Source organism: Streptomyces flaveolus (assembly GCF_014648815.1).
Classification (GTDB): domain Bacteria; phylum Actinomycetota; class Actinomycetes; order Streptomycetales; family Streptomycetaceae; genus Streptomyces; species Streptomyces flaveolus.
In genome coordinates this window covers 479,592-503,152 of sequence record NZ_BMRV01000004.1, presented here as the reverse complement: position 1 = coordinate 503,152, position 23,561 = coordinate 479,592, and the positions used below count along the sequence as shown (strand labels likewise).

The window sequence follows — 23,561 nt, the reverse complement described above, 5'->3', positions numbered from 1 at the left end:
CCGACTCTTCTCAACTCCCCTGTCGCACCCGTGTGGTGAGGCTGTGCTGTACCTGTGAGTACGGTCGCGCGCTGTCCTGCGCGGGCAGCGCGGGCGCTGCGGGCAGGTGCACGGTGAAGACCGTCCGCCCCGGCACGCTGTCGACACTCACCCCACCGCCGTGCGCGGTCGTCACGGCCTGCACGATGGCGAGCCCGAGGCCGGTCGAGCCGGTCGCCCGGGACCGCGCCGAGTCGCCGCGGGCGAAGCGCTCGAAGACGTGCGGCAGCAGTGCGGGCGGGATGCCCTGCCCGTTGTCCTCGACGTCCACGCACAGCCAGGGCCCGCTGTGCCGCACCCGCGCGGTGACCGTCGTACCGGGCGGGGTGTGGTTGCGGGCGTTGGCCAGCAGATTGACCAGGACCTGCTGGAGCCGGGCGGCGTCCGCCGACACCGGCGCCGGTTCGTCGGGCAGGTCGAGCCGCCAGACGTGGTCGAGGCCGGCCGCGCGGGCGTCGCTGACGGTGTCCACGACGAGCGGGACGAGGTCGGTCTGCCCGAACTCCAGCGGGCGCCCGGCGTCCAGGCGGGCGAGCAGCAGCAGATCCTCGACCAGCAGGGTCATGCGCCCTGCCTCGGACTCGATGCGGCCCAGCGCGTGCCGGGTGTCGGGGCCGACCTGTTCGCGTCCCCGGCGGGTGAGTTCGGCGTACCCGCGGATGGAGGCGAGCGGCGTGCGCAGCTCGTGGCTGGCGTCCGCGACGAACTGCCGTACCCGCGTCTCGCTCTCCTGCCGTGCGTGCAGGGCTCCGTGCACGTGGTTCAGCATGCGGTTGAGCGCGGAGCCGACCCGGCCGACCTCGGTGTGCGGGTCGCACTCGGACTCCGGGACGCGTTCGTCGAGGTTCACCTCGCCCGCGTGCAGGGGGAGTTCGGAGACGCGGGTGGCGGTGGCGGCGACCCTGCGCAGGGGGCGGGTGGCGACGCCGACGATGACCGTCCCGGCGAGGGAGGCGGCGATGAGACCGGCGGCGGTGACACTGGCCTCCACGAGGATCAGCGTGCTGATGGTGCCGGTGACGTCCGCGGTGGGGAGGGCGGCGTAGTAGCCGTCGTGGTACTCCACGCGGTAGTCGCCGAGGCCGGGGACCTCCACGGTGTGCGCCTTGCCGTCCCGGGAGACGGTGGCGAGCGCGGCGCGCTGGGACTCGTCCAGAGAGACCGCCGCCGTGCGGCTGAGGTCGGTGCTCTCCTTGTCCTCCTTGCCGTACTTGGCGTCGGTGACGGTGGCGCCCCGCACCTCGGCGACGATCGTGCCGCGCGGCTGCGGTCCGTGCCGGACGAACTCGTCGAGGTCCATCCGCTGCGGCACACCGCCGCCGGCCTGGGGATCACCCGGCGGCCCGAATCCGGACACCCGCATCGCGACCTCGTGCACCTGCCCGTCCAGCTGCTCGTACAGGTGCGAGCGCAGCGCCAGTGTCGTCACCGTGCCGATCACCGCGCACACGACGGCGATCAGAGCCACCGACGCGACAACGAGCCGCGTCCGCAGGGTCCGCGGGCGCGGGCGCCGCCGTCGGCTCATGACACCGCGGGCTTGATCAGGTAACCGGCGCCGCGCCGGGTGTGGATCATCGGCTCGCGACCGGCGTCGATCTTCCGGCGCAGGTAGGAGATGTACAGCTCGACGACGTTGGCCTGGCCGCCGAAGTCGTAGGACCACACGCGGTCCAGGATCTGCGCCTTGCTGAGGACGCGCCGCGGATTGCGCATCAGGAAGCGCAGCAGCTCGAACTCGGTGGCGGTGAGGTGGATGCCGTCGCCGCCGCGGGTGACCTCGTGGCTGTCCTCGTCGAGGGTGAGGTCGCCGACGACGAGGACGGAGTCGGAGCGCCGGTCGGCGGCGCCCGAGCGGCGGATCAGGCCGCGCAGCCGGGCGACGACCTCCTCCAGGCTGAAGGGCTTGGTGACGTAGTCGTCCCCGCCCGCGGTCAGCCCGGCGATGCGGTCCTCCACCGCGTCCTTCGCGGTCAGGAACAGCACCGGCACGTCCGGCAGGTCGCGGCGCAGCCGCCCCAGCACGCTGAGCCCGTCCATGTCGGGCAGCATCATGTCCAGGACGACGGCGTCGGGCCGGAACTCGCGCGCGGCCTGGACGGCACCGTGCCCGTCACCCGCGCTGCGGATCTGCCAGCCCTCGTAGCGCAGGGCCATGGACAGCAGTTCGGTGATGGACAGCTCGTCGTCCACCACAAGCACCCGGACGGGGCTCCCGTCCGGCCTCAGCAGTTCGGTGCGCCCCTGGGGCGAGGTCGTGGTCATACCGGACACGATGTCGGGGTGCTCTGAGAACACCCTTTCTCCAGGCTGTGATTTCTCTGAGAAACGCACAGGGGCCTTACAGGAATCTCTTGGGCGCGCCACCGGTCAGCCCCGGTCAGTCCTCCGGCAACCCGAACAGCCGGGCCGCGTTGTCGTGGCAGACAGCCCGCAGCCACGCGTCACCCAGCTCCAGCCGCTCCAGCGCGTGCAGCTGATGCAGGTAGGGATACGGGATGTTGGGGAAGTCGGACCCGAGCAGGACGCGGTCGCCGAGGCCGGCCAGCCGGGGCAGGGCCCGCCGGGGGAAGGGGGCGAGGCGCTCGCTGAAGTCGGTGAACGCCATGGTCGTGTCCAGCCGCACCTCGCCGTAGCGCTCGGCGAGGTCCAGGAACTCCTCGTACTCCGGCATCCCGAGGTGCGCGACGATCAGCCGCAGCCGGGGGTGCCTCGCCAGCATCCGCGCGATCGGCTCGGGCCCGGTGTGCTTGCCCGGCGCGGGCCCGGAACCGCAGTGGATCACCACCGGGACCCCCGCGTCGGCGAGCAGTCCCCAGGCCCCGTCGAGCAGCGCGTCGGCCGGGTCGTACGCGCCCACCTGCACATGTGCCTTGAAGACCCGCGCCCCCGCCTCGACGGCCCGGCCGACGTACGCCTCGACGCCGGGCTCCGGGAAGAGGGTGGAGGTGTGCAGGCAGTCGGGTGTCCGGCGGGCGAAGTCCACCGCCCAGTCGTTCAGCCACTGCGCCATGCCCGGCTTGTGCGGGTACAGCATGGCGGTGAAGGCCCGTACCCCGAACTCGCGGAGCAGCGCCGTCCGTTCCTCTTCCTCCCTGCGGTAGGTGATCGGCCACTCCACCCCGCCGGTCAGCGGGCCGAGTGCGTCGAAGTACCCCCAGACCTTGCGCAGCACCCGCTCGGGCATGAAGTGCGTGTGGACGTCGACGAGGCCGGGCAGCCCGAGTTCCTCCCAGAAGCCACGGACGTGCCCGATCTCCTCGGGACCGGCCCCCGGCGCGATGCGGTGATCACTCATGTGGCCCACGATCTCCCCGAGAGCCGGACGGGGTCCACCTCCCGGCCGAAGAAGACGCCGGCTCAGAAAAGCCCGTCCTGGATTCCGCCGGCCCCCTTGAACTCCCGTACGGGAACGGCGCACCGGTCCCCCTCGGCGGCCAGCAGCTCCCACCCCGTCATCAGCCGCGTGTCGAGCACGACGACTCCCCGCTCCGTGGACAGGTGCAGATCCGGTCCGGCGACCGCCACCAGCTCGCCCCCGACCGCACCCCCCGCCACCAGCTCGACCACCTCCCCCACGGCTCCCGGCCCCCGGTCCCCCCGCTCCCCCTCCGCGAGCCCGAACGCCCGCACGTGATCCACCGCCCGGAACGGCTCCGGCGTCAGCGACTCCGGCCAGCCGCCGAGCGCCGCCGCCCGCTCGTGCAGTGCGGCGATCTCGGCCGCCCGCTGCTCCTCCGTCGCGGGCAGCACGGCCCGCACCGCCCGCTTCTGGGCGTACGGAATGCGGTCGGGCACGCGCAACGCAGCCCGCAGCAGTTCCTCGGTCCGCCGGGCGGCCATCAACGGCCCGGTCCCCAGCCAGCTGAAACACACCGCCCCCTGCTCCAGCAGCCGAGCCGACCCCCTCTCGACCCCGGTGATCCCCACCTTGACGAGACCCGGCCCGAACCACGCCAAGTACACCCGGTACGGCCGCGGATCGTCGGCGATCGTGTCCGCGGCCACCGAGTGCGCCCGATCCAGCCGCGCGCACTCCTCGCACCGAGCCCCCGTACTCCGCCCCGGCACGGCCACCCCGGCCGGACACGCGTGCCCCCGCGCCCCGACACACGTCCGCACATCCCCTGCCGCGACCCCGAAGGCCACCCGCTTCCCCCTGGTCAGCGCGCTGCGCCGCCCACCGACCCACGTCAGCACGGGGCCGCCCGCCACCCACCGCAGCCCCGCGCACTTCCATGCCTGTGCCATCACCCACGAGCGTACGAGCCACCACTGACAAGGCCCGGTCGGCCGACACCGCGCGCTGTCCTGAACCGCACCACAGAAGCAGTGCCCTGCAACGGCGCCACTAGGATGAGCGCGGGGGGACACGCGCGTCATCAGTGAGGGGTCATCGTGCGGACACCGCTCTCCTGGCTAGCCGGTCGGTACACGTGGGGGCCTCGGAGCCTGCACAGCGCGGCAGTGGCGTCGGTGGTGGCAGCCGTCGGGATCATCGTCACCGGTGGCGTGGTGCGGGTCACCGGATCGGGGCTCGGCTGCCCCGAGTGGCCGTCGTGCACCGGGGAGAGCCTGGCGCCCACGGCCGAGATGGGCATGCACGGCGCGATCGAGTTCGGCAACAGGCTGCTGACCGGTGTCCTGTGCGCGGTGGTCGGCTGGCTCATCATCGCCGCACGGCTGCAGCGCGATCCGTCGCGCGACGTGCTGCGCGGGGCGTGGGCCCAGTTCTGGGTCGTCGTCCTCAACGCCGTCGTCGGAGGCGTCACGGTGTGGATGCGGCTCAGCCCGTACATCGTCGCCGCGCACTTCCTCGCCGCGGCGCTGCTGCTGGCCACGGCGGTCGTCACCTGGGAAGGCGTGCGCCGACAGGAGCACGAGGTGCCCGCGCCGATGCCCCGGCCCGGGCGTGCATTGGCCCTGAGCCGTCTTCTGCCGGCGGGGACCTTCGTCCTGCTCGTGGTGGGCACCGCGGTCACCGGCTCCGGACCGCACGCGGGCGACTCGTCCGACGTGAGCCGGATGCCGTTCGACTGGGCGGGCGTCACCGTCGTGCACGGGGTGATCGCCGCGGGCTGCCTCGTCGTGGGCGGCCTGCTGCTGACCGCTCTGCCCGCCGGTTCCCCGGCTCGCCGGCGCACCGGGGTGTTCCTCGCCGTCTTCGTGGCCCAGGGCGCCGTCGGGCTGTTCCAGTCGCTCACCTCCCTGCCCGCGGTGGCGGTCATCCTGCACCTGTTCGGTTCCGCCCTGGTGTGGGCCGGGGCGGTCAGCGTCGTGCTCGCGGTGAAGCGGCAGGTGACGGACGGGGAGCCGGCCGTCGATCAGCTCTCCGCGCCGCCCGCCCGGTCCACAATCGCCGCCGACGCGTAGAGGGTCAGCGGGTCCAGCGCCTCGCGGTTCAGCTCGGCCGCCGCCCAGTGGAACGGGTTCGGCCCGGGTTCCCCGGCCCCCGGCGGCCCCTCCTCCGGCGCGCCGTGGGCCAGGGACCGGGCCAGCCGGGTCAGGTCCGCCGGGAGGCCGTCGGCCTTCCGGCCGGCCATGCCGACAGCCTGGTCAGCCGCGTGCGGAGCGCATCGCCGGACCGCTCGTCCACCGTTGTGCAGAACTTGGTCCGGGCCCGGGGCGAGCCGTCGAGGCCGAGCGCGAGGACCGCCGGCATCAGACGCGTCATGCCCTCCGCATCGTGTCGCCGCAGCCACCACCACGCCGCGTCGTGTCCGAGGCGGTCCGTCGCCTCACCGATGACGCGCCGGTTGCCGGCGGTGCCGGCGGCCAGGGTGCCGAAGTACACCTTGGAGTGTGGCCGGCAATTGCCTGATGCTGTCGCAACCTGACCGTCTGGCGACGCGCCCCTGTGAGAAGCCGGACCGCGGCGGACCGAGGGCCCGCTTCCGGGATGCCGGCGGCCGACGACCGCCCGCTCGTCATGGAAACGCGAGAGGCCCGGACTCTCGTCCGGGCCTCTCACTCATGTGCACTCGGCAGGATTCGAACCTGCAACCTTCTGATCCGTAGTCAGATGCTCTATCCGTTAAGCTACGAGTGCTTGTCTTGTTCTGTTTTCCCGCCGCTCCCGGTCCTTTCGGCCCGCTCGCGGCGACAGGAAGAACATTACATGACTGCCGCCGTCATGTGAAATCCGATTGCCACACCCCTTGTGACCTGCGGAAACGCCGCCAGGGCGCCCAGCGGGGCGTCAATGGGACCCCGGACAACGACGAAGCCCCGGCCGCAGGGCCGGGGCTTCGTCGATCATGTGCGGAGGCGGAGGGATTTGAACCCTCGATGGGCTTTAAGACCCAAACCGCATTAGCAGTGCGGCGCCATAGACCGGACTAGGCGACGCCTCCAGACAACATCACCTCTCGCGTGCGAGCGCGAGTGGCGCGTGCCGATGATGACACAGTTGAGCGTGCTGTCACCAATCGACCCCCACGGTACTAGGCAGGCGGGTCGCAGGGCAAAGCCCTAACGGCGTGGTCGCGCAACGTCCGGCCGGACGGGGCGTTAGTCAGGTCATGCTGCTGATCTCCCGCCTCGACGCCGCCCGCCTTCTCGGCGCGGCCGCCGCCTCCCTCGCCACCCTCGTCTCCCTGGCCGCGGTGCCCGCGGCCGCGCACGCCGACACCGGCTCCCGCGCCGGTACGGGCACCGATGCGCTGATGCCGCCGCCGATCCGCGACGAGGACCGCGCCGGTGGTCACCTGACGGTCACCGTCCGGGACGCCGGCCCGGGCGCGGACGGCACGTACGAGCTGTACTGCCACCCGGACGGCGGCAGCCACCCCGACCCGGCAGGCGCCTGCGCCGTGCTCGACCAGGACATGCGCTGGGGTCAGGACACCTTCGCGCCGGTCCCGGAGGGCAGCGTCTGCACCATGCAGTACGGCGGACCGGCCACCGCGCACGTCACCGGCACCTGGGCCGGCCGCCCGGTCGACGCGCGCTACGACCGGAGCGACGGCTGCCAGGTCTCCCGCTGGGACCGCATGGTGCCGTTGCTGCCCGATCTGCGGGCACCAAAAGGGGCGTAGGGCGGAGGCGTAGGCGGGACCGGTCCGGCACAGGGCCGGAGCCGCCGGTTCCGGACGCCGGTTCCGGACCGGGGCGGCACCCGGTCACACGTTCTACGTCACTTCCTCGTGCGACCTCCCTCCCATCCCGCGCCGCCGACCGGGCCCCAGCGCTTAGACTCCCTCGCGTGACACGCTGCGGGCCGGTTGGCAAGATGGCCCAGGCGGTCGGCAAGTGCGGTAACAGGAGGGAAGCGTCTCGTGAGCAGCAGGCCATCCCGAGGCGCTGCTCGCCTCGCAGCCATACTGGACGCCCTGCCCGACGCGTTGGTCCTGGTCAACGCGAACGGCACCGTCGTCAACGCGAATTCCATCGCGCTGGAGGCCTTCGAGGCGCCGGGCACCGCGCTGGTCGGACGCGGGCTGCTGGATCTGCTGCCGCAGTTCGACTCGCGGCTCATCCCCGGGTCCATGCGGCGGCCGGACCACATCGACCCGCGGGTGCGCACCAAGCCGACGCGGATGGTCGCCCGGCGCACGGACGGCACCGAGTTCCCCGTCGAGGTCGCCAGCGCCAACCTGGAGAACGGGCAACAGGCCTACGACGGCTACGGCTACACCGGCGACGAGCTGCTGATGCTCGTGGTCCGCGATCTGTCCGGCACCGTCGACACCGAGGCCGAGCTGGCGCGTTCGCAGCGGCAGACCGAGATGATCCTGCGGGCCGCCTCCGAGGGCGTCGTGGGCACGGACACCGACGGGCGCATCGTCCTCGTCAACCCGGCCGCCGCGCAGATCCTCGGCTACCGGGCCAGCGATCTCGGCGGCCGTGAGCTGCACACCCTCGTCCTGCACTCGCGCGCCGACGGCTCCCCCTTCCCGTACGACGAGTCCCCGCTCGCCGACACCCTGCGTTCCGGGCGCAAGCACCGGGTGCGCGGGCAGGTGCTGTACTCCAAGAGCGGCGACAAGCTGCCGGTCGACCTGACGACCGCGCCCGTGCGCGACGGCGACCAGCTCGTCGGCGCGGTGATGACCTTCACCGACCGGCGGCCGTACGACGCCCTCGTCACGGAGCACGAGGAGGCGGAGAAGCGGCACGCCGAGGAGCTGGAGCGGCTGTCCGAGGAGCACGGCTCCGAGCTGACCGCGCTGCGCCAGCAGCACGTGACCGAGCTGGAGGAACTGCGCGAGAAGCACGCGGAGGAGCTGGCCGCGAACGAGGACCGCTACGCCGCGCTCGGTGAGCGGGAGAAGGACCGGTACGAGGCGCTCGCCGCCCGGCACGAACAGCTGCTCACCCTCCTCGGGACCTCCCTGCGGGGGCCGCTGGAGGAGCTGCGCCAGGAGCTGGCCGCGCTGGCCGCCGACGACGCCGGGCAGCTGTGGCCCGAGGCCAACCAGGTGCTCCACCACCTGTCGGCCGGGTACACGCGGATCACCACCCTCATCGACAACGTCCTCGGCTACCAGCGCCTCGACGTCGGGAGCGAGAACGTCTCCCGCACGAAGGTGATGCTGGACGCCGTCGTCGCCTCCGGTGTCGACGGGGCCGTCGAGCTGATCGGGCCGGGGCGGGTGCAGTTCGCCGTGCACGCGCCGCCCATCGAGGCCGAGGTCGACCCCCGGCTGCTGGCCACCGCGCTGGCGCACCTCGTCGCGGACGTCGCGGGCGTCGACGCGACCGGCAACACACCGGTGTCGGCGGGCGGTTACCTGGACAACACCGTCGTCGTGGCGGCGGCGCAGCGCGGCGAGGTCGTACGGATCGAGGTACGCGGGCCGTACGCCGGGGGCGACCCGGTGCACGAGCCGATCGTGCGCGGGATCGTCCGGGCGCACGGCGGCGTGCTGCAGACGCACGAGGTGCCGGGCATGAGCGGCAGCGCGTACGTCCTGGAGGTGCCGATCGGCGGTGGGGCGGGCGCCGTCGCGGCCGTGGCCCCGCCCTCCGACGCGGAGGGCAGCCAGGAGGTCCCGGCTCAGGATCCCGCCGGTGGCGGGCGGCGCCGGGCCCGGCGGGCGTCCGTCGACGCCTTCCTGGAGAGCGATCTCGAGGGTCCGTCCGCCGAGGACGCCGACGGCGGGCCCGGTCCCGACGCGGAGCGCGGCACGCCGACCGGGCGTCGCAGGCGCCGTGCGGCCCAGGAGCCGGCGCCGGCCGCCCTTCCGGTGCCGGCGCAGGCGTCCTCCGCCGAGGGGTCCGGCGGTACCGGGCGCCGGCGGGGACGGCCCGCGGAGGGCGCGGCCCAGCCCGAAGCGGGGGCCGCGGGTGTCTCCGAGGGTGCCGTCGTCATGGCCGCCGAGCATGCCGCGGGCGCCGCGGCCTCCAACACCGGCCTGGGCGGGACCGTACCGCCGCAGGGCGTGCCCGCCTCCCCGCAGGGCGCCCCTTCCTCTCCGCAGGCCCTGCCCGCGCCCACCGGGCGGCGTGCCCGGCGGGCCGGGGACGAGCAGCACGCGCTGCCCGCGGCGCTGCCCGCGCAGGCCGGCGAGTCGGATCCGGACGACGCGTCGCGGCCGACCGGGCGCCGGCGGCGTGCCCTGGCCTCCGCGAACGAGCGTGCCGCCGCCCAGGAGGCGGCGCCGCGTCAGGTCTTCGCGCTGCCGCCCGCGGAGGCCGACCGGCCGTCCGACGGTGCGGTGGGGGCGAGCGCCTTGGGGGCCGAGGGCCAGGTCCAGGTGCCCGGCCCGGCTGCCTCCGGCGACGTCCTGGTCGACGACGGCCGGCACGACGCCGTGCCGCACGACCAGGCCGACGACCACACCCCGCCGCAGCCGCACCCCGCCGAGGCGCCGACGGGACGCCGACGCCGGGCCGTCGCCGCCCCGCAGGCACAGGCGGCTCAGGGCCACGGCATCCCCGCCCAGGCGGGTCCGGTGCAGGGGGCGCCCGGGCCGCAGCGGGGTGCCGTCGTGCCCCCGCAGGGCGGCGCCGGTCAGGGCGTACCGGCACAGGAGCCCACCGCGCCCGCCGGACCGGCGCAGCCCGCTGGACCGGCTCACCCCGCTGGCCCCGCACAGCCCACCGGACCGGCGCACCCTGCCGGTCCTGCTCAGCCTGCCGGACTCACCCAGCCCACCGGACCGGCTCACCCCGCCGGCCCCGCACAACCCACCGAACCCGCGCACCCTGCCGGTCCTGCTCAGCCTGCCGGACTCGCCCAGCCCACCGGACCGGCTCACCCCGCCGGCCCCGCACAACCCACCGAACCCGCGCACCCTGCCGGTCCTGCTCAGCCTGCCGGACTCACCCAGCCCACCGGACCGGCGCACCCCGCCGGCCCCGCACAGCCCACCGAACCCGCGCACCCTGCCGGTCCTGCTCAGCCTGCCGGACTCACCCAGCCCACCGGACCGGCGTACCCCGCCCAGCCCTCCCCCGTTGAGGGCACCGAGGCCCCCGCGCCTGCCGCCGCCGAGGCCGTCGGGCCCGCTGTCGGCGCGCAGGCCCCGGCCGCCCCGGCGCCGGCCCCGCAGCCGTGGCCCGCCGCCGCCCAGACCCCGGGCGCCGGCACCCCTGTGCCGCCCGGCGGTGCGGCGTCCCCGGGCCCCGCCGCGCCCGGCGCGGCAGCCGCCCCGGCGACCCCGCGGAACGTTCCCGCCACCACCCCGAGCCGGGGCACCCCGCTGCCGCCGGAGAACACGCCGCGCGTGGCCCAGCCCCTGCCCGCGGAAGCCTCCGCTCCGGTCGACCCGAACTCCACCCAGGGCCGGGCGATCAGCGTGCGCACCCTCGGCCAGGGCGTGCCGTTCAACCGGCAGGCGCTCCAGGTGCAGCAGCCGTCGGCCACCCCACCGCCGCATCAGCCGGGCGGCTCCGGCCGGCGCCGCAAGCTGGGCACCCCGCCCGACCCGGCGGCCACCGCGCGCCCGGAGCAGGCGGCCCGTCCGCATCCGACGGCGGAACAGCCGACCGCGCCCGCACAGCCGAAGGCACCGTCCTCCCCCCAGGGGCAGGAGCAGCCGTCCCTGACGGGCGGTCAGCCGCGGCTCGCGCCGATGACCGAGGGCGCGGGACGGTCGTACGCCATAGGGGCGCCGGACCGGAACGCCGCCGAGGGACCCGAGCCGCTGGACGGTCCCGGCGGCGCCGTGGAGGTCGCGGACCCGCCGCGTCCGCAGCCGATGGACGACGAGCTGCCCCCGGAGCCGCTGGACAACCCTCGCCGGCTGCTGGTGTGGCCCGCGCCGGACGTCTCCACGCAGCAGGCGCTCAGCGACCGCGGCTACCGACCGGTGATCGTGCACTCGCGCGAGGAGGTCGACGCGCAGATGGCGGCGTTCCCCGCCGCGCTCTTCGTGGACCCGCTGACGGGGCCGATCACGCGTACGGCGCTGCAGTCGCTGCGGCAGGCGGCCGTCGCGGCCGAGGTGCCGGTGCTGGTGACGGCCGGGCTCGGGCAGGCCTCGCGCGACGCCGCCTACGGCGCCGACCCCGCCGTCCTGCTGAAGGCGCTCGCGCCCCGGGACAGCGAGCAGCACCCGCCGCGCGTCCTGCTGATCGAGGAGCACGCGGAGATCGCGCTGGCGCTGACCTCGACGCTGGAGCGGCGGGGGATGCAGGTGGCGCGGGCGGCGAGCGACGCCGACGCGGTGACGCTGGCGGGACAGTTCCGGCCGAACCTGGTCGTGATGGACCTGATGCAGATCGAGCGGTGGCAGGAGGGACACGCCGGGATCGTCGACTGGCTGCGCGCGAACGGGCAGCTCAACCGCACCCCGCTCGTCGTCTACACCGCCGCCGTCGACCAGGCCGACCTGCCACGGCTGGCGTCCGGCGAGACCGTGCTGTTCCTCGCGGAGCGGTCCACCAGCGGTGAGGTCCAGTCCCGGATCGTCGAGCTGCTCGCGCGGATCGGGACCAACTGACGGCGCGCTAGCCGGCGACGATCCTGCGCGCCGCCTGCTTGATCGAGGCGCGCAGCCGGTCGGCGTCCGTGTCGTCGCCGCCGACCAGTATGCGTTTCATCTGGGGCATGACGGATGCCCAGTTGGCCATGGCGACCAGCAGGAACAGCAGGTCGGGGGCCGGGATGGCGTCGGTGACCACACCGCGCTCCTGGCCGTCCCGTACGGCGGCGACCTTGCGGGCGTAGTGCTCCTGGCGTTCGGCCTCGTGCGGCAGCTCGGCGGTGCCGTACTCCATGCCCTCCCAGAAGAGGAGGCGCAGCAGCTCGGGGTGGGCGGCGTGGTAGTCCAGCAGGCGGTCGATCCAGCCCTCGACGTCGTCCGGGTCGACGGGGACGGAGATCGCGAGGTCGAGCATCTTCTTCTCGAGGACCGACGCGAACAGCTCGCCCTTGCTGCCGTAGTAGGCGTAGATGAGCTGCTTGTTGGCCTTGGCCTCGGCCGCGATGCGGTCGATGCGGGCGCCGGCGATGCCGTGGCGGGCGAACTCGGCGACCGCCGCCTCGAAGATCCGGGCCTTGGTGGCCTCGGGGTCCCTTGCTGCCATGGGGACAGGGTAGCGGTGCGGGCACGGTAACCAACTGTTTGGTTGACAGGGTCCGGGAATTCCGAGCAGACTCCGGGAGTTCCTTACAACCAACCAGTTAGTTGTCAGCGCGCTCGAAGGAGTCGCTCCGCTCATGTCGTCACCGTCAGCGCCCGCCCGGACCGCACCGGAGCGGGCCCGCAACGCACCACAGGAGAGGTCCGCACCCTCCCGCTTCTTCCTCCCCCTGATCGCCGTCTGCACCGCCGTGACGGCCGCCAACATCTACCTCGCGGCGCCGCTGCTCCCCCTCATCGCCCACGACTTCGGCTCCACCCCGTCGGCGGTGGCCTGGCTCGCCTCGGTCGCGCAGTTCGGATACGCGGCGGGCCTGCTCTTCTTCGCCCCGCTCGGGGACAGCGTGAATCGGCGGCGCCTGGTCGCCGTCCTCGCGCTGGTCGCGGCGGCCTCGCTGGTCGTCGGCGCGGTGTCGTCCGGCACCGGCGCGCTCGCGGCCGCCGTCCTGGTCGCCTCGGCCGCGACCGTCGTCCCGCAGCTCCTGGTCCCGCTGGTCGCCGCGCGCGCCCCCGCCGACCGCAGGGCACGTCATGTCGCGGCCGTCATCGCGGGTCTGTTCACCGGCATCGTGGCGGCCCGGGTGCTCGGCGCCCTGGCCGGGCAGGCCTTCGGCTGGCGCGCGGTGTTCGTGGGGGCGGCCGTCCTGACCGCCGTCCTCGGCCTGGCCACCGCGTACGTACTGCCCGCCGAGCGGCGCAAGCGGCAGGGCTCGCTGTTCTCCGGGCTCGCCGCGCTGCCCGCGGTGGTGCGCAGCTCGCCGGACCTGTGGCGGGCGTGCGTGCGCCAGGCGGGGATGTACGGCGCCTGGAGCGCCCTGTGGACCTCGCTGGCTCTGCTCCTCACGGAGGACGACGGCTACGGATTCACCACCGCCGCGGCCGGGCTGTTCGGCCTGTTCGGGCTGGCGGCGAGCGTCGTCGCGCCGCTCGCCGGGGGCCTGGTCGACCGGTTCGGCGCCGCCAAGGTCGTACGGTCCGCGTACCTGCTCGCCGCCCTGTCGGTGCCGCTGTTCTGGCTGGGCGGGCAGCGGATGGCGGCCCTGTGCGCGGCGGCGGTGCTGGTGCACGCCGCCCTGGTCGCGTCCCACGTCGCCAACCAGACCCTCGCCCTGACCACCACGTCCGCCCCGGCCACCGCCAACACGGCGTACGTCGTGGCCGGCTTCGCGGGCGGCGCGCTGGCCTCGGCCCTCGCGGGGCCCGCGTTCGGCCACTGGGGCTGGGGCGGGGTCTGCGCGGTGGCGGGGGCGTGGCTGGCCCTGGGGTGGGCGGCGACGTCCGTACGGAAGCGGTGAGCGGGGCGAGCCGGGCAGGCGAGGAGGCCGGGCGGTGGGTGCCGCCCGGCCTCCGCGCCTGTGTGCCTGTGTGCCTGTGTGCCTGACCGTGCCTGGCCGTCAGAGCCGGGTGATGTCCAGTCCGCCCTCGGCGTACTGCCTGCGCAGCACCTTCTTGTCGAACTTGCCGACGCTCGTCTTCGGCACCGCCTCGATGACCGTCCAGCGCTCCGGGAGCTGCCACTTGGCGATCTTGCCGTCCTCGGCGAGGAAGGTGCGCAGCTCCTCGAAGCCGACGCTCGCGCCTTCCTTGAGGACCACGGTGGCCAGCGGGCGCTCGCCCCACTTGTCGTCGGGGACGGCGACGACCGCGGCCTCGGCGACGTCCGGGTGGGACATCAGGGCGTTCTCCAGCTCGACCGAGGAGATCCACTCGCCGCCGGACTTGATGACGTCCTTGGCGCGGTCGGTGAGGGTGAGGAAGCCGTCGGGGGAGATGGTGCCGACGTCGCCCGTCTTCAGCCAGCCGTCCTCGCTGAACTTGTCGGCGGGGCGCAGCGGCTCGGTGCCCGGGCCGTTGTAGTAGGCGCCGGCGATCCAGTTGCCGCGGACCTCCAGTTCTCCGGCGGACTCGCCGTCCCAGGGCAGGCGCTCGCCGCCGGGACCGGTGAGGCGGGCCTCGACGCCGGCCGGGAAACGGCCCTGGGTGAGGCGGTACGCGAACTCCTCCGGCGTGCCGACCGCGTGGGCCGGCGGCCGGGCGACCGTGCCGAGCGGCGAGGTCTCCGTCATGCCCCAGGCGTGGCAGACCCGCATGCCGAGCTTGTCGAACGCCTCCATCAGGGACGGCGGACACGCGGAGCCGCCGATGGTGACCTGGGTGAGCGAGGAGACGTCCCGGGGCCGCGCGGTCAGCTCGGCGAGCAGGCCCTGCCAGATGGTGGGGACGGCGGCGGCGTGCGTCGGCCGCTGGCCCTCGATCATCGCGGCGAGCGGCGCGGGCTGCAGGAATCGGTCCGGCATCAGCATGTTGACGCCGGTCATGAAGGTGGCGTGCGGCAGCCCCCAGGCGTTGACGTGGAACTGGGGGACCACGACCAGCGAGGTGTCCTCGTCGGTCAGGCCCATCGACTGGGCCATGTTGACCTGCATGGAGTGCAGGTAGATGGAGCGGTGGCTGTAGACCACGCCCTTGGGGTCGCCGGTGGTGCCCGAGGTGTAGCACATGGCGGCGGCGGCCCGCTCGTCCAGCTCGGGCCAGTCGTACGCGGTCGGCTTCCCGGCGATCAGGTCCTCGTACTCGTGCACCTGGACGGCCGCCCCGTCCAGCAGCGAGCGGTCGCCCGGGCCGCTGACGACGACGTGCTCGACCGTCTTCAGGTGCGGCAGCAGCGGGGCGAGCAGCGGCAGCAGCGAACCGTTGGCGATCACGACCCGGTCGGCGGCGTGGTTCACGATCCAGGCCAGCTGCTCGGCCGGGAGGCGGAGATTGAGGGTGTGGAGGATCGCACCCATGGAGGGGATCGCGAAGTAGGCCTCGACGTGCTCGGCGTTGTTCCACATGAGGGTTGCCACGCGCTCGTCGTCGCCGACGGCGAGGTCCTCGCGCAGGGCGTGCGCCAACTGGGCGGCGCGGGCGCCGACGTCGGCGAAGGAGCGGCGGTGCGGCTCGTCCTCACCGGTCCAGGTGGTCACCTGCGAGCTGCCGTGGATCGTCGACCCGTGGGTCAGGATCCTCGATATCAGCAGCGGTACGTCCTGCATCGTGCTCAGCACGGTGTCCTCCCGGGGCGACATTGCCTACGCGGCGGTAAGGGTTGCGCTGATTCTGCGCACATACCGCGCGGTATGTCACTACTCCCCGGTGATCGATCAGTGCGCGGCCCCCGACAGATCCGCCCGCCGAGCGGCCACAAAGCCACCCATCACCGAACAATCCCCAGCTCAGGGTCCTCACGGAGCTTGCCGAGCGCGCGGGACACGGCCGACTTCACCGTGCCCACGGAAACCCCGAGGACTTCGGCCGTCCGGGCTTCGCTGAGGTCCTCGTAGTACCGCAGGACGACCATCGCCCGCTGCCGGGCCGGCAGCTTCATGACGGCCCGCCACATCGCGTCGCGCAGCGCCTGCCGGTCCGCCGGGTCGTCCGCGCCGGGAACGGGCTCCGGCTCGGGCATCTCGTCGCACGCGAACTCGTCGACCTTGCGCTTGCGCCACTGCGACGTCCGCGTGTTCACCAGCGCCCGGCGCACGTAGCCGTCCAGGGCGCGATGGTCCTCGATGCGCTCCCAGGCCACGTACGTCTTGGTGAGCGCGGTCTGCAGCAGGTCCTCCGCGTCGCTCGGGTTCGCGGTCAGCGACCGGGCGGTACGCAGCAGCACCGGCTGGCGGGCCTTCACGTACGACGAGAACGACGGGTACGGGAAGGTCTGCGTCATTGCTGTGGCGGCGTTCGAAGCGCTGGTGCAGACAGGTGCGGTCATGACTCAACGCTATGAGCGAAGGGGTGCGCCGCGGATCGGCCGCAGGTCCCGAAGCGGGGTCCGCCTCAGGTTGTAGGGGTGGAGCCGGCTGAACCTCCTCTGGGTGGAGGAGAGGACGAGGGGTACTGGGGGTTCGCCCCTGAGGGCCGCCCGGCCCCGGCGGTACCCGGTAGGGACGAACGCCTGGGCGGCGGTACCGGAGTACCACCGCCCAGACGCCGTACGACCCCATGAAGCACACCCGCACGGAGACCGGGCGCCGGCGCCGGAGCGCCCCCACCGGCCCCTCAGCTCACCACCACAGCGGGGAGAAACTGACGGCCACGTTCTCGTTGCCCTGGTTGACGGCCGTGAACGCGGACTCCTCCAGCTGTGCGGTGTTGCTCTGGTTCGAGGCACCCGCGCCGACCGCCTGCTGCGCGGTGGACGAGTTGCCGTCGTCCGCGGTCGCGACCCCGCCGAAGAGGGCGACGGCCAGCGGGAGCGCGGCGACGGCGGCGATGACGCGAGCGGTACGGATGCTTGCCATGTAGTTCCTCCAGAAGGTGCGCACCGGCTTCCTGCCGACCACGCGAGAAGTACCTGCACTTGTGAACCAGCCTGGACGCCGGGGCAGTTGGCCGACCGCCTCGACGCTGTGCACGACGTCGCGTGATCAGAGTTGCCCACCGGACCCCGGCGAACCACCCCGGAATCCCTGATTCGCCCTCAAGCGTGAGGACAAGTCGATAAACCCCTTTGCCTTCTCCTATGCCGCACCACGGGCAGTACCGGACACCTCCACCTCAAGCACCACAAGAGGTGAAGCGTTCCGCCACTTTCCCCGCCCGCCATTCCGCCCCCGGCGCGTCGCACGCGGGCACCCTTCCCTTTTTCGAACATGCATACGAACATGGAGCCATGGCCACCACCGACCGGCAGGCCACGACGCTGGCCCTCGCGCACGCCCTGTCCGCCGCCGAGCGCGGACTGGCGGTCTTCCCCCTGTCCCGGACGAAGCTCCCGGCCCTGCGCTCCCCCCACCGCGACGACCCCGCGCCCTCCCGCTGCCACGGCGAGTGCGGCCGCTTCGGGCACGGTGTCCATGACGCCTCCACCGACCCGGCCCGCATCCGCGCCCTCTTCGCCGCGGCGCCCTGGGCCGCGGGCTACGGCATCGCCTGCGGGCTGCCGCCGCACCACCTGATCGGCGTGGACCTGGACACCAAAGGGGACACGGACTCCTCGGCCGCCCTGCGCGAGCTGGCCCTGCGCCACCTGTTCACGATCCCGCCCACGGTGGTCGTCGTGACCCCCAGCGGAGGCCGCCACCTGTGGCTGACCGGCCCGCCCGACGCCGTCGTCCCCAACTCGGCCGGCCGCCTCGCCCCCGGCATCGACATCCGCGGCGCCGGCGGCTACCTCGTCGGTCCCGGCTCGCGCACCCGGTACGGCGCCTACGCCGCCGCACCCGGCACCGCCCACCTCGCGCCCGCCGCCTGCCCGCCGGCGCTGCTGCGCCTCCTGCTCCCGCCGCCCCGCGCGCACCGGCACGCCTCCGCCACGACCGACGCGCACGGCCGGGGTCTCGTCCAGTTCGTCCTCGCCGCGCACGAGGGCCAGCGCAACACCCGCCTGTTCTGGGCGGCCTGCCGCGCCTACGAGGACGGCATCGGGGCGGCCCTCGTGGGTCCCCTGGTCGAGGCGGCCCGGGAGACCGGTCTGACCGAGCGCGAGGCCCGCACGACCATCGCGTCGGCGGCCCGCATGACGGGCCACCACCCCTGACCGAAGCGGAGCGGGAGGGTCCGCATCGCCTCATCCCACCGGCCCCGGACCACCCCGCACCGCACCGACCGTGACGGAAGCCACAGTTCCGGTCACAGCCCTGTCACAGGCCCGCCCCTCCGCCTCACCGCGGTGATCACGGCGACGAGCCCGGCGGTCACGACGAAGCTCCCGACCATGACCATCCCGGCGCCGACGACGAAGAGCCCGCTGGCGTCGTCCGACCAGTCGTAGGCGGCGGAGACGGTCAGACCGGCGGTGACCCCGGGCACGACGCCCGCGCCATGGTCCCGGAACACCGCCCAGCACACCGGCACCAGCAGCGTCAGCACGAGCCCGATCACCTGCCAGGCCTCGTACGGCCCGGTCGTCGAACCGTCGGGGTGCACATCACGCTGCTGGTCCCACCCCAGCCAGGCGGCCCACAGCGCCGCCGCCGTCGCGGCGAGCACGAGCCCCGGCACCAGCGGCGCGACAGTCTTCGGTCGTCCAAGTTCCATACCCCGAGCGTCCCCGCACGCCCCCCGGCCGACCAGAGCGAAAGTACTCAGCTCCATCCGAGTACCAGCGACGGCCGGCCTCCCGGGAAGTCAGCGCGCACGACGACGGCCCCCGACCGTCGAACGCGGTCAGGGGCCGTCGAACACCGCGGTGGGTGTGGGATTTGAACCCACGGTGACTTGCGCCACGACGGTTTTCAAGACCGTTCCCTTAGGCCGCTCGGGCAACCCACCCCGCGCCGGCCGTGATCGGCCGCGCGGGACCAGGGTAGCGGGTCCGTGCGGGGGCGGGTGGGTCAGTCGTCGCCGGTCTTGGAGCCGAGGGTGAGTTCGGTGGTGTGCTGCTTGCCGCCGCGCTCGTAGGTGACCGTGACCTTGTCGCCGGGCTTGTGGGTCCAGATCTCGCCGATCAGGGTCGGACCGCTGTCGATCACCGTGTCGTCGAGCTCGGTGATGACGTCGCCCGGCTTGAGGCCCGCGGCGGCGGCGGGGCCGCCCGGCTCGACGGGCTCGGAGCCGCTGACGCCCTGCTCGGTGATCTTCGCGCCGTTCGTCGTCTCCTCCAGCGAGACGGAGGCGCCGATCTTCGCGTACACCGGCTTGCCGGTCTTGATCAGCTGCTTGGCGACGAACTCCGCCTGGTTGATGGGGATGGCGAAGCCCAGGCCGATCGAGCCCGCCTGGCCGGCGCCGCCGAAGCCGCCGCTGCTCGTGGACTGGATCGCGGAGTTGATCCCGATGACGTTGCCCTGCGCGTCCAGCAGCGGGCCGCCGGAGTTGCCCGGGTTGATCGAGGCGTCGGTCTGCAGGGCGCTCATGTAGGACGCCTTGCTGCTCGCGCTGCCGTCGCTGGAGGCCACGGGGCGGTTCTTGGCGCTGATGATGCCCGTGGTCACCGTGTTGGACAGACCGAAGGGGGCGCCGATGGCGATCGTCGAGTCGCCGACGGCCACCTTGTCCGAGTCGCCGAGGGGCAGCGGGTTCAGGTCCGACGGGGCGTTCTCGAGCTTGATGACCGCCACGTCGTAGCCCTGGGCGTGACCGACCACCTCGGCGTCGTACTTCTTGCCGTCGGGGAAGGTCGCGCTGAGCTTGCCGCCGTCGACCGCCTCCGCCACCACGTGGTTGTTGGTGACGATGTGGCCCTGCTTGTCGAAGACGAACCCCGTGCCGGTACCGCCCTCGCCGTTGCTGCCCTCGGCCTGGATGGTGACCGTGCTGGGCAGCGCCTTGGCGGCCACGCCCGCGACCGTGCCCGCGTCGCGCTTGACCGAGCCGCCGGTGTCCGAGGCGGAGACCGTCGTGGAGCCCGTCTCGTCGTTGTTCTTGGCCAGGGTGTAGCCGAGGCCGCCGCCCAGACCGCCCGCGACCAGCGCGGCGATCAGGAGCGCGGCGACCATGCCGCCGCGGCCGGATTTCGGGGCCGGCGGCTGGTACGAGGCGCCCCAGCCGTCGCCGGAACCCTCCCCGCCTCCGCCGCCGTAGGACGGACCGGCCGGCGGCGGGGGCGGCGGCCAGGACGCGTCGGGAGCCGAGGACCCCGCGGCAGCGGCCTGGTGGGAGGTGTGTGCGGACGCCGGGGGCGCCGGGAAACCGCCGTGCGGCTCCGCGCCCGCGGGCGGCTGGCCCGGATGGGGCGGCGGGGCCGGCTCGGAGGCTGCGGGAGATGCCACCGGCACGGGAGGTGCGGACGGGGCCGGGGGTACCGCGGTGCCCTCGTTCTCGGTGCTCACAGCTTCTCTCCTCGATCCACGACTGCCGCTCGGGCGCACTGGTCGCGCTCAGCCACGCTCACGCGCGCTGCTCCACGGACCGGCGCGACGCGGCTGCGCATGTGGTGGTGCATGTTTGTGTAGGCCATCAGCTTTTCCCACGAGCCGTCAGAGCACCATAAGCGGATGCTGTGGGTCACGGTTGTCCCTTATACAGGTCATCCAAGGCTAAACGGGCACCAGGGCGATGACTCCGACGGCACGTCTACCCGCGCACGGTGGCACCATGACGCGGTGACCCACGTACGACAGCACCCGATTCAGGTCGTCGCCCACCGCGGGGCCTCCGAGGAGGCCCCCGAACACACGCTGGCCGCGTACCGGAAGGCGATCGAGGACGGGGCGGACGCCCTGGAGTGCGATGTGCGCCTGACCGCCGACGGCCACCTCGTCTGCGTCCACGACTGGCGCGTCGACCGTACGTCCAACGGCCGGGGCGCGGTCTCGGCGCTGGAGCTGGCCGACCTGGCGGCCCTGGACTTCGGCGCCCGCAGGACCCGGGAGTTCTGGCGCACCCGCGACGAGCAGCCCGAATGGGAGCACCGGCCCGAGGACCGGGAGGAGACCTCCGTCCTCACCCTGGAGCGGCTCCTCGAGCTGGTGTCGGACGCGGGGCGGCGGGTGGAGCTGGCCATCGAGACCAAGCACCCCACGCGCTGGGCGGGACAGGTGGAGGAGCGGCTGCTGGTGCTCCTGAAGCGGTTCGGTCTCGACGCGCCCGCCTCGGCCGCCGAGTCGCCGGTGCGGGTGATGAGCTTCTCGGCCCGCTCGCTGCACCGGGTGCGGGCCGCGTCGCCGACGCTGCCGACGGTCTATCTGATGCAGTTCGTCTCGCCCCGGCTGCGCGACGGACGGCTGCCGGCCGGTGTCCGGATCGCGGGCCCCTCGATCCGTATCGTGCGGAACCACCCCGGCTACATCGAGCGGCTGAAGGCGGCCGGGCACCAGGTGCACGTGTGGACCGTGAACGAGACCGCCGACGTGGATCTCTGCGCCGACCTGGGCGTCGACGCCGTCATCACCAACCGGCCACGCGCGGTCCTGGAGCATCTCGGCCGCTGATTCGTCCGGAACCCTTGACCCGGCGGGCCGTCTGCCCCATTCTCCGGTCTCGGCCACACCGACGAAATCCAGCCACATGATTACGGGGAGTGCTCCGGCGCGTTCGGTGCGTGTTCGACCGTGTCGAATGCGTCACTGGGCGGGGACGGGCCGGTTTCCGGTTCAGGCCAGAAGGGCATCCACACCGTGGCGTGGGGCGAAGGAGGTCTCGGGGGTGGCGTTGGTGGTGGCACAGGAGGTGCCCACGTCGTCGAGCATGGCCGTTCCCCATGGCCCTGCGGGCGTGGGGAAAGCACGGCACCGGATGCGGGAGCAGCTGCGCAGAGGCGGTGTGGCGGAATCGGTCATCGACGACGCCGTACTGGTCCTTTCCGAACTTCTCAGCAACGCGTGCAAGCACGGCCGTCCGCTGGGCGACGCTCTGGCCGGGGACGGTGACGTCCGCGCCGCATGGCAGGTGGACGCGGGAGGCCGGCTCCTCGTGGAGGTCACGGACGGCGGCGGTCCGACCCGCCCCGCCCCGGCGACCCCGTCGGTCACCGCGCACGGCGGCCGCGGGCTGAACATCATCACCGCGCTCGCCGACGACTGGGGCGTACGGGACGAGGCGTGCGGAGACGTCACGGTCTGGGTCGTCGTCCACGACGACGTGCACGACCCGGACGCGGGACACCGGCGCGACGACTTCGCCACGCGGGTCGCGGCCCCGGCGGTGTCGGAGATCCCCGGACTGGACTTCGCGGACGCATTCGACGATCTGGGCTGACCAGGGCCGGGCCGCGCGGGAGGTGCGGCTCGCCCCCGTGCGGAACGCTCCCCGGGCGAACGCCGGGGAGTTGTCCGCACGCGGCCCGTCGTCCACAGGGTTCCCGTCGGCCGGGGCGTGAGCGGCTAGGCTCGCGCCCGTACGAGTAGAGCCGTAACCGGGAGACACCCACGATGGCCAAGAAGCGACCCCAGACGAAGGCCAAGCGGCCCGAGCTCACCGACGGAGAGGTCCCGGTCGTCGGTGCCCGCGAGCCCTGCCCCTGCGGCAGCGGCCGCCGCTACAAGGCCTGCCACGGCCGGGCCGCCGCGCAGGCCACGACCGCGCTGGTGCAGCGCCCGTTCGAAGGGCTGCCCGGCGAGTGCGACTGGGTGGCGCTGCGCGAGCTGGTGCCGGCGGCCACGGTCGGGCTGACGCTGAAGGACGGCCTGCCCGAGGACGTTCCGTCGGTCACGCTGGCCACGGTGCTGCCGATGGCCTGGCCGGCCCTGCGCCGCGACGACGGCTCGGTGCTGCTCGGCCTGCAGAACGACACGGCGTCGGGCGACATCAGCCGCGACCTCGCGGACACCCTCCAGCGGGCCCTGAGCGCCGCGCCGGGCACGCCCGTGCAGGGACGTCGCGCGCCGGCCGACGGTCCGCGGCTGCAGGACCTGCTCGCGCCCGAGGGGGCTTTCGAGCCGGTCGTGCACGAGGGCTTCGAGTTCTGGGTCCCGGACGCGGAGAACGCCACGCCGGAGGTGACCGCCTCCCTGGAGCGGGCCAACGCCGCGGCCATCCCCACCGTCCGGCTCCAGGGCGTGGACGCCGCCTACTGGTGCGAGACGCCGGAGAAGAACCACCTGCGGTGGGTCATGCCGCACGAGGAGGAGCGGCTTCTGGACGCTCTGGCCCGACTGCACGCGGCGGGCCGGTCGAGTCTCGGCGAAGGCACCCGGCTCGTGGGTTCCTTCCGTGCTCACGGGCTCACCGTCCCGGTCTGGGACCTGCCGAGCGGGGTCACCGCCGAGGACGTGGAGAAGCCGGCGGCCGAGTTCGCCGAGCGCCTCACCGAGGCACTGGCCACGGACGCGCCGCTCACGCCCGACGAGCGCCGGGCGCGCGGCGGCCTGACCAACCGGCAGGTCACCCTCAGCTGAGCCGCGACCGGCGTACGGCGGCGGTGCCCGGCCCGGCTGACCGACCGGTCAGCCGGGACACCGGGTCCGGAAGGGGTGACTCCAGTCACAACTCCCGGCAAAGACACGCCAGTCGGTGACCGGAAAACAGGAGATCGAATTTGCTAACCGCCGATCTCTTGTTACCGTTCGAGTAGCCCGGTTGCTGGTGCATCCCCCGTCGCCAGCAACCGGGTCTTTCCATGCCCCC

Annotated in this window: 19 protein-coding genes and 3 tRNA genes; 8 read left to right on the top strand and 14 right to left on the bottom strand. The window is 73.5% G+C overall.

Annotated features, from left to right (window positions below; all coding sequences use genetic code 11):
• Positions 1 to 10 precede the first annotated feature (10 nt).
• From IEZ05_RS13285 to IEZ05_RS13270, 4 genes are all read right to left on the bottom strand, one after another.
• Positions 11 to 1,567, bottom strand: a complete 1,557-nt coding sequence (locus IEZ05_RS13285; RefSeq protein WP_189230262.1) for a sensor histidine kinase — start codon at positions 1,565 to 1,567, stop codon at positions 11 to 13.
• On the bottom strand, positions 1,564 to 2,304 hold the full coding sequence (locus IEZ05_RS13280) for a response regulator transcription factor (RefSeq protein WP_030188895.1): 741 nt from the start codon (positions 2,302 to 2,304) through the stop codon (positions 1,564 to 1,566). The genes IEZ05_RS13285 and IEZ05_RS13280 overlap by 4 nt, the downstream gene beginning before the upstream one ends.
• A gap of 115 nt (positions 2,305 to 2,419) precedes the next feature.
• Positions 2,420 to 3,337: an amidohydrolase family protein gene (locus IEZ05_RS13275; protein WP_189230261.1), complete on the bottom strand. Its 918-nt coding sequence runs from the start codon at positions 3,335 to 3,337 to the stop codon at positions 2,420 to 2,422.
• 62 nt (positions 3,338 to 3,399) lie between these two features.
• Positions 3,400 to 4,290 carry a DUF2797 domain-containing protein gene (locus tag IEZ05_RS13270; RefSeq protein WP_189230260.1) on the bottom strand — a complete coding sequence of 297 codons (891 nt, stop codon included), beginning with the start codon at positions 4,288 to 4,290 and terminating at the stop codon, positions 3,400 to 3,402.
• 228 nt (positions 4,291 to 4,518) lie between these two features.
• Here IEZ05_RS13270 and IEZ05_RS13265 point away from each other — a divergent pair, with 228 nt between their 5' ends.
• The gene (locus IEZ05_RS13265; RefSeq protein WP_189230259.1) at positions 4,519 to 5,412 is read left to right on the top strand and encodes a COX15/CtaA family protein; all 894 of its coding nucleotides are present in this window, start codon (positions 4,519 to 4,521) and stop codon (positions 5,410 to 5,412) included.
• On the opposite strand, the gene IEZ05_RS13260 is transcribed toward IEZ05_RS13265, so the two are convergent.
• The 3 genes from IEZ05_RS13260 to IEZ05_RS13250 all read right to left on the bottom strand — a co-directional run bounded on the left by IEZ05_RS13260 (position 5,364) and on the right by IEZ05_RS13250 (position 6,392).
• Entirely contained in the window at positions 5,364 to 5,582 is a 219-nt protein-coding gene (locus IEZ05_RS13260; RefSeq protein ID WP_189230258.1) for a hypothetical protein, read from the bottom strand. The genes IEZ05_RS13265 and IEZ05_RS13260 overlap by 49 nt on opposite strands.
• A gap of 433 nt (positions 5,583 to 6,015) precedes the next feature.
• Positions 6,016 to 6,088, bottom strand: a tRNA-Arg gene (locus IEZ05_RS13255).
• A gap of 213 nt (positions 6,089 to 6,301) precedes the next feature.
• Positions 6,302 to 6,392: transfer RNA gene (locus tag IEZ05_RS13250), tRNA-Ser, on the bottom strand.
• A gap of 168 nt (positions 6,393 to 6,560) precedes the next feature.
• Here IEZ05_RS13250 and IEZ05_RS13245 point away from each other — a divergent pair.
• On the top strand, positions 6,561 to 7,076 hold the full coding sequence (locus IEZ05_RS13245; RefSeq protein ID WP_189230257.1) for an SSI family serine proteinase inhibitor: 516 nt from the start codon (positions 6,561 to 6,563) through the stop codon (positions 7,074 to 7,076).
• Positions 7,077 to 7,316: 240 nt separating this feature from the next.
• Positions 7,317 to 11,927: a hybrid sensor histidine kinase/response regulator gene (locus IEZ05_RS13240; protein WP_189230256.1), complete on the top strand. Its 4,611-nt coding sequence runs from the start codon at positions 7,317 to 7,319 to the stop codon at positions 11,925 to 11,927.
• Between the two features lie 7 nt (positions 11,928 to 11,934).
• Here IEZ05_RS13240 and IEZ05_RS13235 read toward each other — a convergent pair whose 3' ends face one another.
• Positions 11,935 to 12,513: a TetR family transcriptional regulator gene (locus IEZ05_RS13235; RefSeq protein ID WP_189230255.1), complete on the bottom strand. Its 579-nt coding sequence runs from the start codon at positions 12,511 to 12,513 to the stop codon at positions 11,935 to 11,937.
• A gap of 133 nt (positions 12,514 to 12,646) precedes the next feature.
• Here IEZ05_RS13235 and IEZ05_RS13230 point away from each other — a divergent pair, with 133 nt between their 5' ends.
• Positions 12,647 to 13,864, top strand: coding sequence for an MFS transporter (locus IEZ05_RS13230; protein WP_189230254.1), 1,218 nt, complete (start codon positions 12,647 to 12,649; stop codon positions 13,862 to 13,864).
• Between the two features lie 99 nt (positions 13,865 to 13,963).
• On the opposite strand, the gene IEZ05_RS13225 is transcribed toward IEZ05_RS13230, so the two are convergent.
• From IEZ05_RS13225 to IEZ05_RS13215, 3 genes are all read right to left on the bottom strand, one after another.
• Positions 13,964 to 15,640, bottom strand: a complete 1,677-nt coding sequence (locus IEZ05_RS13225) for a long-chain fatty acid--CoA ligase (RefSeq protein ID WP_189230253.1) — start codon at positions 15,638 to 15,640, stop codon at positions 13,964 to 13,966.
• 128 nt (positions 15,641 to 15,768) lie between these two features.
• Positions 15,769 to 16,326, bottom strand: a complete 558-nt coding sequence (locus tag IEZ05_RS13220) for a SigE family RNA polymerase sigma factor (protein WP_189230252.1) — start codon at positions 16,324 to 16,326, stop codon at positions 15,769 to 15,771.
• A 292-nt stretch (positions 16,327 to 16,618) separates the two neighbouring features.
• Complete coding sequence (locus IEZ05_RS13215) at positions 16,619 to 16,855, bottom strand: hypothetical protein (RefSeq protein ID WP_189230251.1); 237 nt, start codon at positions 16,853 to 16,855, stop codon at positions 16,619 to 16,621.
• A 371-nt stretch (positions 16,856 to 17,226) separates the two neighbouring features.
• Between IEZ05_RS13215 and IEZ05_RS13210 the strand changes: the two genes are divergently transcribed.
• Positions 17,227 to 18,093, top strand: coding sequence for a bifunctional DNA primase/polymerase (locus tag IEZ05_RS13210; RefSeq protein WP_189230250.1), 867 nt, complete (start codon positions 17,227 to 17,229; stop codon positions 18,091 to 18,093).
• Positions 18,094 to 18,185: 92 nt separating this feature from the next.
• Here the strand turns inward: IEZ05_RS13210 and IEZ05_RS13205 are convergent, their stop codons facing one another.
• From IEZ05_RS13205 to IEZ05_RS13195, 3 genes are all read right to left on the bottom strand, one after another.
• Positions 18,186 to 18,593 carry a hypothetical protein gene (locus IEZ05_RS13205; protein ID WP_189230249.1) on the bottom strand — a complete coding sequence of 136 codons (408 nt, stop codon included), beginning with the start codon at positions 18,591 to 18,593 and terminating at the stop codon, positions 18,186 to 18,188.
• Between the two features lie 149 nt (positions 18,594 to 18,742).
• Positions 18,743 to 18,827, bottom strand: a tRNA-Ser gene (locus IEZ05_RS13200).
• 62 nt (positions 18,828 to 18,889) lie between these two features.
• The gene (locus IEZ05_RS13195; protein WP_189230248.1) at positions 18,890 to 20,326 is read right to left on the bottom strand and encodes a S1C family serine protease; all 1,437 of its coding nucleotides are present in this window, start codon (positions 20,324 to 20,326) and stop codon (positions 18,890 to 18,892) included.
• A 273-nt stretch (positions 20,327 to 20,599) separates the two neighbouring features.
• Between IEZ05_RS13195 and IEZ05_RS13190 the strand changes: the two genes are divergently transcribed.
• From IEZ05_RS13190 to IEZ05_RS13180, 3 genes are all read left to right on the top strand, one after another.
• Positions 20,600 to 21,427 carry a glycerophosphodiester phosphodiesterase gene (locus IEZ05_RS13190; protein ID WP_189230247.1) on the top strand — a complete coding sequence of 276 codons (828 nt, stop codon included), beginning with the start codon at positions 20,600 to 20,602 and terminating at the stop codon, positions 21,425 to 21,427.
• A gap of 214 nt (positions 21,428 to 21,641) precedes the next feature.
• Positions 21,642 to 22,193: an ATP-binding protein gene (locus tag IEZ05_RS13185; protein WP_225634670.1), complete on the top strand. Its 552-nt coding sequence runs from the start codon at positions 21,642 to 21,644 to the stop codon at positions 22,191 to 22,193.
• Between the two features lie 173 nt (positions 22,194 to 22,366).
• Positions 22,367 to 23,332 (top strand): DUF5926 family protein, encoded by a 966-nt coding sequence (locus tag IEZ05_RS13180; protein ID WP_189230245.1) that lies wholly within the window; start codon positions 22,367 to 22,369, stop codon positions 23,330 to 23,332.
• Positions 23,333 to 23,561: the final 229 nt, after the last annotated feature.